17 protein-coding genes are annotated in these 14,963 nt (G+C 52.6%); 4 read left to right on the plus strand and 13 right to left on the minus strand.

Going from position 1 to position 14,963, the window contains the following annotated elements; genetic code table 11:
- Window positions 1–22: 22 nt before the first annotated feature.
- The 12 genes from TSP01S_RS07500 to TSP01S_RS07555 form a co-directional block, all read right to left on the minus strand.
- Window positions 23–901: a YicC/YloC family endoribonuclease gene (locus TSP01S_RS07500; protein ID WP_041077469.1), complete on the minus strand. Its 879-nt coding sequence runs from the start codon at window positions 899–901 to the stop codon at window positions 23–25.
- Between the two features lie 87 nt (window positions 902–988).
- Window positions 989–3,163 carry a BamA/OMP85 family outer membrane protein gene (locus TSP01S_RS07505; protein ID WP_041077471.1) on the minus strand — a complete coding sequence of 725 codons (2,175 nt, stop codon included), beginning with the start codon at window positions 3,161–3,163 and terminating at the stop codon, window positions 989–991.
- On the minus strand, window positions 3,160–3,720 hold the full coding sequence (locus tag TSP01S_RS07510; RefSeq protein WP_041077473.1) for an ATP-binding protein: 561 nt from the start codon (window positions 3,718–3,720) through the stop codon (window positions 3,160–3,162). Before TSP01S_RS07510 ends, TSP01S_RS07505 begins: the two co-directional genes overlap by 4 nt.
- Window positions 3,711–4,424: a PHP-associated domain-containing protein gene (locus TSP01S_RS07515; protein ID WP_052463552.1), complete on the minus strand. Its 714-nt coding sequence runs from the start codon at window positions 4,422–4,424 to the stop codon at window positions 3,711–3,713. Before TSP01S_RS07515 ends, TSP01S_RS07510 begins: the two co-directional genes overlap by 10 nt.
- On the minus strand, window positions 4,421–4,753 hold the full coding sequence (locus TSP01S_RS07520; RefSeq protein WP_041077475.1) for an iron-sulfur-binding hydrogenase: 333 nt from the start codon (window positions 4,751–4,753) through the stop codon (window positions 4,421–4,423). Before TSP01S_RS07520 ends, TSP01S_RS07515 begins: the two co-directional genes overlap by 4 nt.
- A complete protein-coding gene (locus tag TSP01S_RS07525) occupies window positions 4,750–5,697 on the minus strand; it encodes a CBS domain-containing protein (protein WP_041077477.1) in 948 nt (315 codons plus the stop codon). Before TSP01S_RS07525 ends, TSP01S_RS07520 begins: the two co-directional genes overlap by 4 nt.
- Window positions 5,698–5,700: 3 nt before the next feature.
- Window positions 5,701–6,054, minus strand: a complete 354-nt coding sequence (locus TSP01S_RS07530; protein ID WP_041077479.1) for a hypothetical protein — start codon at window positions 6,052–6,054, stop codon at window positions 5,701–5,703.
- 5 nt (window positions 6,055–6,059) lie between these two features.
- A complete protein-coding gene (gene thyX, locus TSP01S_RS07535) occupies window positions 6,060–6,689 on the minus strand; it encodes an FAD-dependent thymidylate synthase (RefSeq protein ID WP_041077481.1) in 630 nt (209 codons plus the stop codon).
- Between the two features lie 2 nt (window positions 6,690–6,691).
- Window positions 6,692–7,468, minus strand: coding sequence for a GTP cyclohydrolase FolE2 (folE2, locus tag TSP01S_RS07540; RefSeq protein ID WP_041077483.1), 777 nt, complete (start codon window positions 7,466–7,468; stop codon window positions 6,692–6,694).
- A complete protein-coding gene (queD, locus tag TSP01S_RS07545) occupies window positions 7,437–7,829 on the minus strand; it encodes a 6-carboxytetrahydropterin synthase QueD (protein ID WP_041077485.1) in 393 nt (130 codons plus the stop codon). The genes folE2 and queD overlap by 32 nt, the downstream gene beginning before the upstream one ends.
- 5 nt (window positions 7,830–7,834) lie before the next feature.
- On the minus strand, window positions 7,835–8,617 hold the full coding sequence (locus tag TSP01S_RS07550) for a metal ABC transporter permease (protein WP_041077487.1): 783 nt from the start codon (window positions 8,615–8,617) through the stop codon (window positions 7,835–7,837).
- Entirely contained in the window at window positions 8,614–9,342 is a 729-nt protein-coding gene (locus TSP01S_RS07555; RefSeq protein ID WP_041077488.1) for a metal ABC transporter ATP-binding protein, read from the minus strand. The genes TSP01S_RS07550 and TSP01S_RS07555 overlap by 4 nt, the downstream gene beginning before the upstream one ends.
- 123 nt (window positions 9,343–9,465) lie before the next feature.
- On the opposite strand from TSP01S_RS07555, the gene TSP01S_RS07560 reads away from it, so the two are divergent.
- The 4 genes from TSP01S_RS07560 to TSP01S_RS07575 are packed head-to-tail and all read left to right on the plus strand — an operon-like array spanning window position 9,466 to window position 13,488.
- Entirely contained in the window at window positions 9,466–10,233 is a 768-nt protein-coding gene (locus TSP01S_RS07560; protein WP_041078631.1) for an Mrp/NBP35 family ATP-binding protein, read from the plus strand.
- Window positions 10,234–10,259: 26 nt separating this feature from the next.
- Window positions 10,260–11,369, plus strand: a complete 1,110-nt coding sequence (locus tag TSP01S_RS07565) for an MFS transporter (protein ID WP_041077489.1) — start codon at window positions 10,260–10,262, stop codon at window positions 11,367–11,369.
- Window positions 11,366–12,376, plus strand: a complete 1,011-nt coding sequence (locus TSP01S_RS07570; protein ID WP_041077490.1) for an AI-2E family transporter — start codon at window positions 11,366–11,368, stop codon at window positions 12,374–12,376. The genes TSP01S_RS07565 and TSP01S_RS07570 overlap by 4 nt, the downstream gene beginning before the upstream one ends.
- A complete protein-coding gene (locus tag TSP01S_RS07575; protein ID WP_144380650.1) occupies window positions 12,373–13,488 on the plus strand; it encodes a tetratricopeptide repeat protein in 1,116 nt (371 codons plus the stop codon). Before TSP01S_RS07570 ends, TSP01S_RS07575 begins: the two co-directional genes overlap by 4 nt.
- Here the strand turns inward: TSP01S_RS07575 and TSP01S_RS07580 are convergent.
- Window positions 13,457–14,869 carry an MATE family efflux transporter gene (locus TSP01S_RS07580; RefSeq protein ID WP_041077493.1) on the minus strand — a complete coding sequence of 471 codons (1,413 nt, stop codon included), beginning with the start codon at window positions 14,867–14,869 and terminating at the stop codon, window positions 13,457–13,459. The two genes, TSP01S_RS07575 and TSP01S_RS07580, sit on opposite strands and share 32 nt — an antisense overlap.
- Window positions 14,870–14,963: the final 94 nt, after the last annotated feature.

Consider the following 14,963-nt stretch of genomic DNA (forward strand, 5'->3'; position numbering starts at 1 on the left):
CTCTATACCTCCCCGGAATATTTCATTCCAAGTTCTGAACCTGCTCTCTGAACTGAGACACGAGCACCTTTCCTCTCAATCCCAGCTCTACGAGCTGCATGTCTTCAGACTTGGAAAGGATCGTGTTCAGCTCTCGAAGGATCTCCTGGGCGAGAAAGTCCAGATGGTTTCCAACCGCTTCGTCACTTTCGAGCACATCTTTCGCCCGTTTCAGATGGGCCTCGAGCCTGTCGATCTCCTCGCGCACATCCAGTTTCTGCAGGTTCACCGCCACCAGATTTTCCAGAAGGTTCACATCGATCTGGCTACCACCCAGCAGCTGCTCAATCTGCTCGCGGATCTTCTCCCTCACCGATGGCATCGAGTTGATGGCGATTTCTCTCAAATCGCGCGTCAGCTGCTTTAGTTCGTCTAAGATGGCTCCAAGATGTTTCGAAATCTCTTCGCCCTCTCTTGACCTTTCGGCATCCAATTTCTCGAGAGCTTCCTTTACAACTGTCTCACAGAGTCGCCAGATCTCTTCTTCCTGGGACGGTGGGAGCTCGAACCTCACCAGCTCACGAAATCTGAGCAGATGATCGAGATTCACAGGTTCTGGGATGCCGAGCCTGGTCACCAGTTCTTCAAAACCATCGTAGTACACCTTGGCGAGTCCAAAATCGATCCGCAGTGCCTGCACGGGCGGTGAGAGGAATTCAAGGTACAACTTCAGCGACATCTTACCCCGCTTGATGTATCTTTGAACGAGCTTCGTCAGCTCGATCTCGCGGGAAGAGAGGAACGAAGGAACGACGATCTCGATGTTGAGATAGCGCGAGTTGAGAGTCTTCAGCTCACAATCGATCCTGTATTCGTTGAGCACTCTTTCTACCTTCGCATAGCCTGTCATACTTTTCGGCAAAGGTACCACTTCCTTAAACATTATAGCATTTCTCGGTCAAATAATAGCCTGATTCGGGCGTTTTTCTTTCTGAATCTCGTTATTTCTTCAAAAAGCTGCTCCAAATCTGAAGAACGGCTTGAAGTTCTCCCAGGTCCACTGACCGTTGAAATCGTAGGCGACGCCGAATCCCATCACGCCGAGCATCGGAACTACGACGTCCAGTTCCGGTCCCGCCGTGAGCTTCAACGTGGGTTGAGCGAGCGTTTCGCCTGTTCCCCCGGCATCCACGAACGCCAGTACGTACATGGGCAAGGTCTGAGATTTCAGATCGTACCTCAACTCTCCGGAGGCCAGAATGCCTGCCTTGGCTTTTGTGGCGTCAACGCCACGCACAGAGTCGATTCCGTAGAAGAGGATCGTTTCCTCGGTAGAACCCGGATTGGTGTACTTATCGAAGAGAACAGCGCTCGTGAAGAACCTGAACGCAGCGACGAGCTGTTCGTTCCAGACGGGCATGAACATGCGCACATCGAGCCGGAACTTCCAGTAATCTCTGTCTGCCAGGTTGAACAGACCGGCTTTGTCCAGACCGAAGTAGAGGTATCGTCCCTGTGTGGGGAAGATCGGATCGCTCCTGGTGTCGTATGAATAGTTGCCCGAAAGGATGAGCGTGTTCTCTGAGAAATCAATGTAGCTTCTGTTCTCGTAAGTCACGCCCCCGCCGAACGCGTGTCCGGCGAACCTGAGCGTGGAAGCGTTGCCTCCAACTTTGAGAATTTGAGTGGAATTCGTCCACTCATAGCTGAAGAGCGCACCGAGCGTTGCTGGCAATTTGAACGGCTTTCTGATGGAGTAATCGAACTGTATCAACTTGCTCTCAAAACCGAGCTTCAGGGTGGTCGCGAACGTCTGACCGTAACCGAAGGGGTTGATCGTCGAGAAAGACACTTCACCGAAAAATCCTTCATACCACGGCCTGTCTTTCACGGGGCTCCAGGAGATTCCACCGCTGAGACTGAACTTCTTGTCTTTCTCTTTGACCTCGACCACGACGTCCACGTCGCGGTTTTCGGGCTTAGCCACAGGATAAACCTTCACAGCCTCGAAGAACTGCGTTCTGTTCAACGCCGAGATGGTGTCGTAGAAATCTTTCTGCCTGAGCGGTTGACCGGGTTTGAACGTGACAAGGTCGTCAACGACGTACGTCCTGGTCCTCTCGAAACCTTTGAACTCGACGTTCGCGACGTACTTCTCGATGATCCTGAACTGCAACGTTTTGTCCTGGTCCTGGACCACAACGTAGCACAGAGGATATCCTTTCTCTTTGTAAAGGTCCAATATTGCCTGCATCGATCTCAGAACGTCTGAGTTTCTCACCAGCCTGTACTCTCCGACGGACACCACCTTGCGCAGTTGCTCAGAGTTTATCAGCTCGTTCCCGGAAAATTCGATCTTCTCGTACACCTTACCTTCGTCCGGTACGTACTTGGGTTGGACCACCTTCACCTTCATGGCGACGGCTTTTTCGGAGACGTTCGGAATTTCGATCTTCTCGAAGTCTATGGAAGTTTCTGGGCCAAAATAGACGTAGTTTGCGAGCGTGGACAGTACAGCAGAGATGTCGTTCACCGTCGGATAACAGCGCTTTATATCCTTGATCAGGATTCTCAACAACGAGGGCGTCGTGTAGTAATCCTTCATCGTGTCGATCTTTATCTGTCTTCTCACCTGAGCTATGTCCAGTCCTTCGATTTCACCCACGAAATATATGTCCCAGAGAGCGTACGGAACGACGTTGAAGAAGTACGTGTTGTCTTTGAAATCACCGCTTATTTCAACGAGGAAATAACCAGCCTCGTCAAACTTCTGCTTGATCGCGTTGAGGCTTTCTCTCACCTTCGACATGTTGAGGGCTTTACCTTTTTCGAGTGTAACGACGCTGGCAACATCCGTCAGCTTCACCAGCTCCGGACCTTCCAGGTTCAGCTTCCAGTCTCTGACGATGGGATTCTCCTGAACAACGAACTGGAGGATGAAGCGTCCCTCCGATGCAACCAGTTTCGGTTCCAGGGACGAGAAGTAACCCACATCGAAGACCTTCTTGGCGATCTCCGCAATGGCTTCGTCTTTCAACTCAACTCCGATGTAATCCTTCACGAGAGGCATCAACTCTTTCTCCGATACTGTCACCAGGCCGACGAACTTCACGTCCGATATGACGATCGCAAAAAGCGTCAAACCGAAGGTCAACGAAAGCAGCAAAGCAAAGACCCTCTTCATTGCGATACCTCCTTTTCGAACAAGCCCTTCTCGAGTTCCTCGACGACCTCATACAGAGTCCTGATCACCATCGGCGAAGAAAGATCACCAAGAACTTCCATCAACTGAGTCGTCGTCAGCGTGTAGCAATCGTTCTTGTAGCATCTTTCTACGCACAATTCTACACCTTCAGGAGTACCTGTCAGCAACGTCACCAGACAGCCCACCACGTCGCCGATCTCCTGGCAGTCGATGTGGTCCGTGTTGAAGCACGCTGTCACTCTCGTTCCCTTTCCCTTCTCGCTCTCCAGCTTCACGTGTCCCCCCGTAGCCTCAGCCGCCTGCTTCAAAAATGGAAGCCCAAGGCCAACCCTGCGAACCTTTGGATCACGCGTGGTGTAGAAGGGATCGAACACTTTTGAAATCTCTTCCTGCGTCATCCCCACCCCGTCGTCTTCGACGGTGAAACAGAATCTGTTCTCGCTCTGGGCGATCCTCAGCCTCACCTTTTTCGCCTGCGCTTTGAAGGAGTTCTGCACGATGTCCATCACATGGTCTACGATACTTCTCAATCCCATATCGTCAACACCTTGCTCCTGTCAGGCGCGCACAGAAAATTGAAGAATTCTTCTGTGTTCTTCACATCGAGATCGAAACGCGTGTATCTGCAACCGATTTCATCGATCCTGTGCGCATCCGAACTGGTCAACGGGATGTAACCCGCTCTCAGCACCTTCTGCCAGCCATCCTTCGTCCTGACCTCCGCGAACCTCACCTCATCGTTCGGTGGAAACATTCCAAGCTGGTAAAGCAATCCGAACTGTCTGTCCACGTGCGCGTACGCCGGAACTCCACCGTGACCGAGGATCAGCCGTACGATCTCTCCGACACTGAGATCCGCAGCCACCAGAAGGTACTCTTCCTTTATGGAGAGGAACTCGTCTTTCTCGTTCACTAAAAGCTGATAGCCCAGCACTTCGGGATCCAAACGTACCTTTGGAAGGTGATCGTTCAGAACTTCACAGAACTTTCTGGCCTTCCCAACGCTGGGAAAGTACGCCAGCACGTGGACTTCCTCTTTAGATGTCACCTCGACACCTGGCAAAAAAATCGCACCGCAGGCTTTCTCGAAAGCATCTAAATTTTCACAGCTGTTGTGGTCGCAGATGGACAGAACGTCGATCTTCGCCTGTCTCGATTTCGAACAGACCGCACCGGGGACCATCGTTATGTCCGCACACGGTGAAAGGCACGAGTGAACGTGCAAATCGGCCCTGATCACGGTTCTATGCCCATCCCGTACAACCTTCCAGCGATCTCAAAAGGACTCTTCTCTGTTCTCAGCAGGCACAGGCCCTCCGCTTTGGCTTTTTCAACGGTGTCGCTCGAGAAGTTGTGACCGTTACAGAGTACGATGGCGCGTATTCCTGTAATGACAGAGACCGCCACGACGTTCACGTGAGACTGCACCGTCACCCATATCGAATCGGGCTTGGCGTGCGCCATCACCTCGCTCAGAAGGTCCCCAACACACCCATGCTTCACTTCCACGTCACAGTTTCCACAGCAGACCTCAAGGCCCAGCGCTTCGACGATGCTCGACACCTTCATTTGTTCCCCTCCCTGTCCCTGCGGAACTCCATCTCGACCACCACCCCCGCACCGACTTTGGAAACAACCATAAGGTTGTCAGAGCAACGTTTCATGTTCGTGAAACCCATGCCGGCGCCGAAGCCGAGCTCTCGAACGTAGTCCGGCGCGGTGGAATAACCTTCCTTCATCGCCAACTCGACGTTGTCGATGCCCTTTCCGGTGTCTTCCACGCGTACGAAGATCCGATCGGGCTTAACGAAACAGTATATCGCCCCGGTGCTCCCACTGTGTATCACCACGTTGGTTTCGGCTTCGTAAGTGGCGATGGCCACCCTCCTGGCGGTCTCTGGATCGACCCCCCTGGAGAGGAGGAACTGTCTCAGTTTGGAAGCCCCTATGCCGGCGAGGTTGATGTCGTAATAATCTATCGGGAAGAAGAAATCGGCGCCGGATTTGTCCAGACTTTCTCCCGTGATCAAAGATCGTTCGAAGTAATCGGGACTTTCAAGCACTTCTTTCCGCCGTTCGTCGTGCAGATACACCAGGCCGAGTCTTGCGAGCAGCGCCATCATCACATCGTTCTTGGTTATTATTCCCACCAGTCTGTTGTTCTCGTCCACGACAGGGAAACGACCGTAAGAGTAGCGTTCAAACGTTTCTATGATGTCCTTCAGCGTGTCGGTGACCTTCAAACACACGACTTTTTTCGTCATGTGATCCTGAACCTTCTCGTCTATGTAACCTCCCTCGAGTGCCTTGATGATGTCTTCGATGCTCACGATACCAACGACCTTCCTCTCGGAATCGACCACGGGAACGCCGGAGATCCGCTTTATTCTCAATATTTCCTTGACCTGTCTGAGCGTTCTGTCCGGATGCACGGAGATGACGTTGGGGTTCATCACTTCAACCACAGGCATATCGAGGAAAAAACTCTGAACACGATCGAGGACCTTCTCCATCTTTCACACTTCCCAGATGGGTCTGATACCTTTCGCGTAGAGCCTGCCGCACGCTTCGAACATGGACATCCTGGTCACAGCGAGCACGATCCCGCTGGACTCAGCCATCTCGATGGTCTCGGCAGGGACATTCTCCCTCCTGACGATCACCACCGCGGGTATACCCACCACATCGGCAGTCCTGATGACCTGGGGTGTACACAGGCCAGTGATCAGGATCGCATCGGGCTTCGCGATCGCGAGGACTTCGCTCATCAGGTCCGAGGCGGCTGCACGTTCGAACTCCAGCTGATCGACCTTTTGAGCGTTGGCCACAACCTTCGCCCTGAGCTCGGAGAGGATCTCTGTCAGTTTCATCGGAATCACCCCTTCAGCAGATCGCCCCTGTAGGAGTACCTGACGAACGCGTCGTAACTCTTCGGACAGATCGCTTTGAAGATCTGCGCGACGGCGAGCGCGTACTGCTGCATCTCCCACTGGGCGTGCGAGTCAGCACGGAGTGAGAGAAAGTTCATCAAACTCCTGGCGTTGACCGTCCAGATGAACCGGGTGTAAAGCGCCGTTGGTAGCACCATGCGCGCGATTTCTTTACGCACACCCGATTCGACCAGTTCCTGGTAAGTTTTGTATGAGAATTCGTAAACCTCCTTCATCTTCTGTATGGACTGCTCATCGAGCCTTTCCTTACCTGGAAGGTAGAACTCGTCTTCGTACTCGGTGTAACGACCGCTGAGCTCGTTGTAGGAAGCGATCCTGTGCCTCATCCACTGCCTGGCGACGAAGATGGGACATTTGATGTGGAACGTGAAGGTGACGTGTTCGAAGGGAGTTTCGTGACGATTCTTCATCAAGAATTCGATCAGGCGCCTGTCCTGTTCCTCATCGCCCGGCTGTGAAGCGTGGCAGATCCTGGCGGCCCTGACCACGGATGTATCATCACCCATGTGGTCGATCAGCTCGACAAAACCTCTGTCGAGAACCTCGATGCGCATCTTCATTCCTCCTTGTACTTCGTCACGCACGCGTAGGCGTTGTGCGCGTGGATGGATTCGAAACTCTCGACCTCGACTTTGTACCAGAAGATCCTCTCGTCGGCGTTCAGTTTCAGGGCGATCTCCCTGGCCACGTCTTCCACGAACCTGGGATTGTCGTAAGCCTTCTCCGTGATGAACTTTTCGTCAGGCCTCTTGAGTATAGTATAAATCGGGGCACTCGCCGCCTGTTCTGCGTACTCGATGAGTTCTTCGAACCAGACCAGTTTCTTCGATCTTATGTGGATCCAGACGATCGCCCTCTGGTTGTGCGCACCCCGCTCACTTATCTCCTTCGAGCACGGGCACAACGTGAGCACGGGAACGCCGACGCTGACGATGAAGTCGTACTTTTCGCGCGTCTTCTGACCTTCGATCCTGCACGTGTAGCTCAGGAAACTTTTCTGGTTTGAAACGGGAGCCTTCTTCAATATGAAATAGGGAAACTCTATCTCAACCCTGGCGGTGGAAGCCTTCAGTTTGCCCCTCAACTCCTCGAGCATCTGCCTGATCAGTTTTGGATCGATCCCGAGTCTGTATCTGTTCAGGACCTCGACGAACCTGCTCATGTGCGTGCCACGGAAATGCTCGGGAAGATCGACGTACATGTTTATCCTGGCGACGGTGTCCTGATAGCCATTGGTTTTGTCCATCACCGTGATGGGATAGGAAAGATTTCTTATACCGACTCTCTGCAGATAAACGTTCCTATCGTCCCTCTGGCTCTGCACGTCCTTCATCGTTCACTCCCCTGTAAGTGACGAAGGATTCTGCCGTTTCCCAGACAGTCACTTCGTACAGCCTCCTTTTTTCGTTCCTCAACAAAGGTTCGAGCCTGTCCCACACCCACTTAGCTATGTTCTCCGCCGTGGGCTGCGGGATGATCCTGTTCAGATAGCTGTGGTCCAGCAGGGAAAGAACGTGCTGCGTCACGATCTGCTTGAGCTCGACGAAATCGATGATCATGCCCTCTTCGTCGGGCTCACCGATCAGCGTCACGCGCAATCGGTAGGTGTGACCGTGCAGATTCTCGCACTTTCCTCTGTATCGCTCCAGGTTGTGCGCGGCATCGAACACGAAATCCCTCGAAAGCAGATACACTCCGATCACCTTCTCAAAAACAGCGTCGTGAAGAACGTTGCTCCCTGCACCAGCACGATGAGCGCCCCGGGAGGAGCATCGATCTGGAGGGACAAAAGAAGCCCAACTACAACGCTCGCTGAAGAAAGCACTGGGGCCAGCAAAAACACCTTCTTGTAATCGTTGAGAAGCGACGTGGCGGTCGCGGCCGGGATGATCAGGAACGCCGAGACGAGTATCACACCGACGGTTTGAACGGCGACAACAACGGTGACTGCGAGGATCGCGAGGAAAAGTCTGTACACGAGATTTACTTTTGGATGCATGAGCCTGGTGAAGTCTTCGTCGAACGTGAACTGAACCAGAATGTCTCTGAACAGAAGATCGAAAACGATGACCGAACCTGTGACGAGCAGAAGGTACAGAAGATCGCGGTTCGTGATGGCCAGAACGTCGCCAAAGAGATAGGACATCAGACTCCTCTGCTCCTTCGAGATCGAGAAGAGCACGATGCCAACGGCCATCGTGAGCGAAAAGAGTACACCGATCGCCGTATCCTCGCCGATACTCTTTTTAGAAACGCTGCCCAGGACGAGCGAAACGACCACCGACAGAACCAGGGCACTGAGAAAGCTCGATGTTCCCAGCGTCGCACCTATGGCGGCCGCGGCGAAGGCCACGTGCGCGATCGCGTCACCGTAGAAAGCCATCCTTCGGAACACCACATGGATCCCCATGATCGCGGTCACGATCGCGGTCAACACGCCGGCCAGAAGGGATTTCTGATAGAGGCTCAAAAAGCTCGTCATTCTTCTTCACCGTGCCTGTGCGTCAACGGCTTCACATTGTAGCCGTAGAGTTTGAGCAAGAAATAGTCCATCGGGAGCTTCTCCTCTGATGAAACGTGGCAGACGAGTTTGCCGTTTATGCAGAATACCTGATCACTGAAATCCATCGCAAAGCCAACATCGTGTGTCACCATCAATACGGTTGTGCCTTCCTCGACCAAAGATTTGAGCAGAGAATAGAATTCGTTCTGACTCTGGTAGTCCAGGCCCGTGACAGGTTCATCGAGCACGAGCAGTTTCGGACGCGAAACGATGGCTCTGGCGATGAGAACTCTTTGCTGCTGTCCTCCACTGAGGGTGGAAAAGTTGGCGTGAACGAACTCCTGCATCCCGACTTTCTCCAGTGCCCACGCGATCAGCTCTTTTTCGTTTCTCTTTTCACGAAGGCCCATCCTCACGACGTCGTACACCCGTATGGGGAAAAACTTTCTGACGTTCGCTTTCTGCGGCAGATACCCCACAACGTTTTCCCGAAGGTATTCGTGGTTGGGTTTGCCGAAGATGTGAACGCTTCCACGCGTCGGACTGAGAAGATTCATGATCGTCTTCACTAAGGTAGTCTTGCCCCCACCGTTTGGTCCCACGATCACGTACAAACCCTGCTTCTTTATGGAGAAGCTGACGTCTTTGAGGATCTCCTGTCCGTTGAGAACGACCGTCAGGTTCTCCACTCTCAGAGGTTCCAAAAGCCCTTTCCTCCCAATTCATTTTATCATCAGGACTGTGTAAAATAGAGAAGAGGTGAGAACGTGGAAACGAACAAACGTTTCGAGCAGATCAAAGAAAGGCAAAAGAAGTTGCAAGAGAATATGGCACGAATAAGGCACAAAATAGCTATCCTGAGCGGTAAAGGTGGTGTCGGAAAGACCACTGTGGCCGTGAACGTCGCGGTCGCGCTGGCTGAGGAAGGTTTCAAAGTGGCACTGTTGGATCTGGACCTGCACGGACCGAACATACCGCGGATGCTCGGTATCGAAGAAAGCCCGTCGGTTCAGGAAGGTATGATCGTGCCCGTTAAGTACGGACCGAACATGGTCGTGCTCTCGATCGGGATGCTGGTCGATCGGGATCGAGCGGTCGCCTGGAGGGGACCTTTGAAACACTCCGCGATCCAGCAGTTCCTGTCCGACACGGTGTGGGGGGAGCAGGACTTCATGATATTCGACCTTCCACCCGGAACTGGAGATGAGGCTTTGAGTCTGATGCAGCTCGTCGAGCTCGACGGGGTCGTCCTCGTCACGACCCCGCAAAGAGTCGCGCTGGACGACGTGACGCGGGCCGTTCATTTCACCGAAGAGATGGGTCAGCGGGTGCTCGGATTCGTTAACAACATGGCCTACACGATCTGCCCGCACTGTGGGGGAAGGATAGACATCTTCGGCAGGGACTCTTCGAGTGTGCTTTCAGAACTCCTTGGTTTGGAGTGCCTGGCCACGATACCGCTTGAACCGAAGCTCGCAGAGTTTCTCGATGTCGGAAAGAACGCGATAATGCACATGAGAGGCAGCGAGGTAGAGAAAGCGTTCAGACAACTCGTGGCCAGCTTGATCACGAAGCTCGGAGGTGAAGGAAAATAAACCTGCTCGCAATCGTATCCCATTTCGTGACGGATTTCTTCGTCTCGTTCCTGAATCCACTGGCTCCGTATTTCATGCAGAGGTTCAGCGTTGGCGTGAAGGAGATAGCTTTGCTGATAACTTCTGTGAGTTTTTTCTCGTCGATATTCCAAATCGTCTTCGGAATGATCGCTTCGAAACTCGAAAGCTTGAAGCGTGGATTACTGGTCAGCATGCTCTTAACGATCGGTGCGATGGCGTTCGTGGGATTTTCACCGAACCTTAGTGTGCTACTTTTGCTCTTCTTAGCAGCGTTCTTTGGAAATTCTGCCTTTCATCCCATCGGTGCGGTCATGGCGAGGGGAAGCAGCCCTTACTTTCTTTCGATCTTCGTGGCGGCAGGAACCTTAGGAACGGCTTTGGGACCAATCTTCGTGACGCAGTATGTCTCACGGTACAGTTTTGAGAGGATGTGGATCGTGTCGCTTGTCGCGGCGATCGTTTTTTCGTTTCTGTACCTCAGAGAGCCGGAAAGAGTGAACGCGAGCAGGGTGAACGACGGGTTGAGTTTCAAAGAGAACTTGCAAGGACTCAGGAAGATAGGCATTCTTTGGTTCATCGTCACGGTCAGAACCCTGATAATCTCGCTCTCGAACACCTACGGTCCGATCATAGCCAGTAAGAGGAACCTTCCGCTCGTGTTTGGAGGACTGTTGCTCAGTCTGGGAGTTGGACTCGGTGTCGCGACGACGCTACTCGGTACGTGGATGAGCGAAAGGTTCGGTAACCACATCACGAACGTGGTGAGCTTCAGCGGTATGGCGATGGGTGTTCTGATACTCTCGTTTCCCACTTCACCCGTCGGTCTGATCGTGGGTTATCTGCTCGTGAACGGCTGTGGTTATCTCACGATGTCAACGAACGTTGCACACGCTCAGCAGTTGATGCCCGAAAACGCGGCACTCGCGTCCTCAACGGTGATGGGATTCGCCTGGGCCTGTGGCGTGGCGCTCAGATACCTGTTGATACTGCCACTGGGTGAAAGCATAACCGCGCAACTGGTTGTTCTCTTCGTGGTTTCGATGCTCATGGTGCCGATCTCTCTGCTCAAGGTTCGAAACAGCAAGACGTCTCTCGTCGGGAGGGGAACGGTGTGAGAGAGAGGAACATCGCTTTGTACTACACGCTCTTTTACACCGCGATAGTGATGTTTCTGTGGATCGTTTTCAGATCCTTCTTCCAGATCTGCCTGTTCAGCTTCATACTCGTGATGGTGGTCGACGCCATCGCAAACGTGTTCAGAAAGGTTTTCAGACTGTCACACAAGAAGCTCGCCACGATCCTCGCGCTGGCTCTCTTCTTTTTCTTGTTCGGCTGGGCGCTGGTCGAGGTGTTACCCAGGGCCTTCACACAGTTTGTGGATTTTTACAACTTGGTAGCGAAGGTGATCCGCGAGAAAACGTGGGAACAGTACTTTGAAACGAAACAAGGCTTCGCAGGACTGCTCAGCGATCTGGCAGACTATTTGCTCCCATATCTGGACAAACTGGTGGAATTCGTGCTCAAGTGGTTTGCCCAAAGAGTCCCGGAATTCATTGTCGTCACCTTCTTCACCATCCTTCTCGGCATTTACGCTTCTTTCTACGCCAGTAGCATAGCGCAGTTCGTTCCAAAGCTGTACCCTCTGAAATGCAGGACCGTGGTGAACGAATTCTGGGACGACTTCAAGGTCAGCATGAGAAAGTTCATCGCCGTGCTGACCTTCAACGCGCTGATAGTCGGTCTGGGCCTTGGTGTGACTTTCCTCTTGATCAGTCCGCGGTACGCACCGCTCATCGGGCTGTGGGCGTTCATAACGAACTACATTCCCATAGTCGGCGTACCGCTCGAGCTGGTACCCATCCTTTTGTTCTCGCTCACACTCGGTTTGAAAACGTTCCTGTGGGTATTCGTGCTCGCGAGCGGGTTGCATCTTTTTGTTTTCATTCTGTTCTTCGAATTGACGAAAAACTCGATGAGGGTCAATCCCGTCCTGATGATCGTTTCGATCGTACTCGGCGGTATGATCTTCGGATTTGCGGGCGTTTTCGTCGGAGCACCCATGGCTGCGTTCTTCACGCTCCTCTACAAACATTTCTTGAAGGTCAGGTTTGAAGAAACGTGAGAGCGAAGAGATTGTTCCTCGCGATAGTTTTCCTCACAGCGAGCGTGCTGGCGGCTACGATGGAAGATCTCGAAAAGAGCTGGTCGGATTTGATCCGAAGGATCGTTCGTGAGCCAGATTCGGACCAGGTGATGGAGATTGGAAGGAAACTGTCTGCTCAGAGAAGGCTCGCCGAATTCGAGCCTGTCAGGGAAGCGGTGCTCCGTGAAGATCTGGAAGGATTCATCCGCAGGCTTTCAGAGACGGAACAGGTTCGGGAAGATCTTCTGGACGAATGTTTCGTGCTGTTTCCAAAGTTGAAAGAAGACGTGATGAACTTTGAACGTGGAGATTTTTCGAAATTGTCGATCGTCTCCGCGCTGTGGAAACTCGGTTATAAACCGAACGTACCTGAGAATTTTGCGAGCTGGCTTGTGCGGTCGTTCCTGAACGATCCACTCTTGCTCGAATGGAACCTGGTGTTCCTGCTGAGAAATTCTGCCAACAGGCAAGAGATCGCCAGCAACATCAGGCAGGAATGCGAAAGGATGAAAGATAGGGAAGAGTATTATCCAGCGCTCTACAGGTTGATGGTACTCGCCGAACAGCTCGACGGGGTTCGTTCACAGTTCCAGAGCGAGCTGAGCAAGTACATCGAGTTGATGACGAGCCTTGAAAGGTTTTCAGCATCGCAGATTTCAGAAGAAGATTACAGAAGGTTCTCACGACTCTTCAACGAGCTGAGCCTGAAGAAGGACAATCTCAAGCTGCTCCTCGATCAGATCGCCAGAAGATCGAACATCGACGTCGCAGCCAAGCGTCCGATTCTATGGTTCGAAAAGGTCCAGCCGCGTCCAGTTTTGCTTATATCGATCTTTCTGTGCGCACTGGTGTTGTTTTTCATGCCGAGGAAGTTGAAGATAAAACTGTTTGCGTTTCTTAGAGCGTACAGACTCGCAATAAAACTGTGCCGAAAAGAACTGGAAAAGAACCCAACGGACGTGAACCTGAGGACACAGCTCGCCATGCTCTACGAACGAATTGGAGAGAACGAAAAAGCCCTTCAGGAGTACAGACTCATCCGTGACCTATCACGGATGATCAAGAAAGATCGGATCCTTCCACGTGCCTGACGGTGGAGGACACTTTCAGCGCGGCCCTTTCCCAGGCGCCGGACATGTAGAAGAGCAGTTTCATGAGGCTTCGAAAGCTCATATCGCTCACCATACCCATCCAGGCTCCGAGCAGACCCAGCTTCAACTTCACGGAGAAAAGGTAAGCCAGAGGCAATCTCACTGCCCACATCGCAACCGCAGAAACGATCATGCTGAAGGTTGTGTTCCCCGTCGCTCTGAGCACACCGTTCATGCTCGATTCGAGTGCGAGAAAGATCTGGAACAGTCCCACCAGTCGGACGGGAATCTTCGCGATCTCGACGATTTCTGCTTGGTTCGTGAAAAGCCTTATCATGATCTCCGGAAACAGGAATATGAACGCCCCGGCAGAAACCTGTATGAGCGCTGCGAGCAAAAAACCCTGCCTGGCCACTGCGGAAACCTTCTCGAGCTCGCGCCTGCCGTTGTACTGACCGGCGAGCGTTGTCACGGCCACAGAGATACCCCATCCCGGCATGAAGGAGAGAGATTCGATGTTTATTCCAATCCTGTGACCTGCGTAGGCCATCGGACCAGACATCAGCAGTATGCTCGCAAAGACCAGCAAACCACAGGAGAACATGAAGTTCTCACCCGCGGCAGGCAGTCCCACGCGAACGATGTCTCGAAGATCCTCAAGGCTCGGTTTCATAGCCTTTTTGATCCTTTCGCCCAGATACAGATTCTTCGAGACCGCCACGAACAGCACCAGCACCCCGACGAACCTTGAGATGACGGTGGCGAGTGCCGCTCCGAAGACTTCCATCCTTGGAAAACCGAACTTTCCAAAGATCATGGCGTAATCGAGAAAGATGTTCAACAGATTCGCAAAACCGGTCGCAAACATGGGAGTTTTTGTATCACCAGAACCCCTCAGCGCGGCGCCAAGCACCGCCATGAGCGACATGCTGCTCATACCGAGTAGAATGGTTCTCAGATACGTGACGGCGTGTTGGAAAACCGCCCCATCAACCTGGCCGAAGATCTTAAGAAAGTTGTGAGAGAAAGGTGCGAGACCTGCGAGCAGCACCGACCAGAGTAGACAGAGAAGAACACCGTTCCACAACGAACGACTGGCCTTGCGTCTGTTGTTCACACCCGTAGCGTTCGAAACGATCACGTTGACACCTACGGATGCGGCAACGATGACAACCTGGAAGACGAAGATCAGTTGGTTCGCTAAACCTGCCCCGCTCATGGCCTGCCATGAGAGGTGACCCAGGAAGGCCGTGTCAACCATTCCGAACAGCATCTGAAGTGAATTCTCTGCCATCGATGGCAGTGCGAGTTTCAGAAGGTTTCTTGAAATCTTCTTGAGCTCAATTTTACCCACTGAGTGCTTCAAAATCGAGTACTTCAAGATCTTCACCGAACAAGTCATACCAGAATTGGTTTGCCAGAAATTGGTTCGTACAGTTAACTTTTTGCGACACGAGTTCTGCTATACTGGATTC

It is taken from the genome of Thermotoga caldifontis AZM44c09 (genome assembly GCF_000828655.1).
Lineage (GTDB): Bacteria > Thermotogota > Thermotogae > Thermotogales > DSM-5069 > Pseudothermotoga_A > Pseudothermotoga_A caldifontis.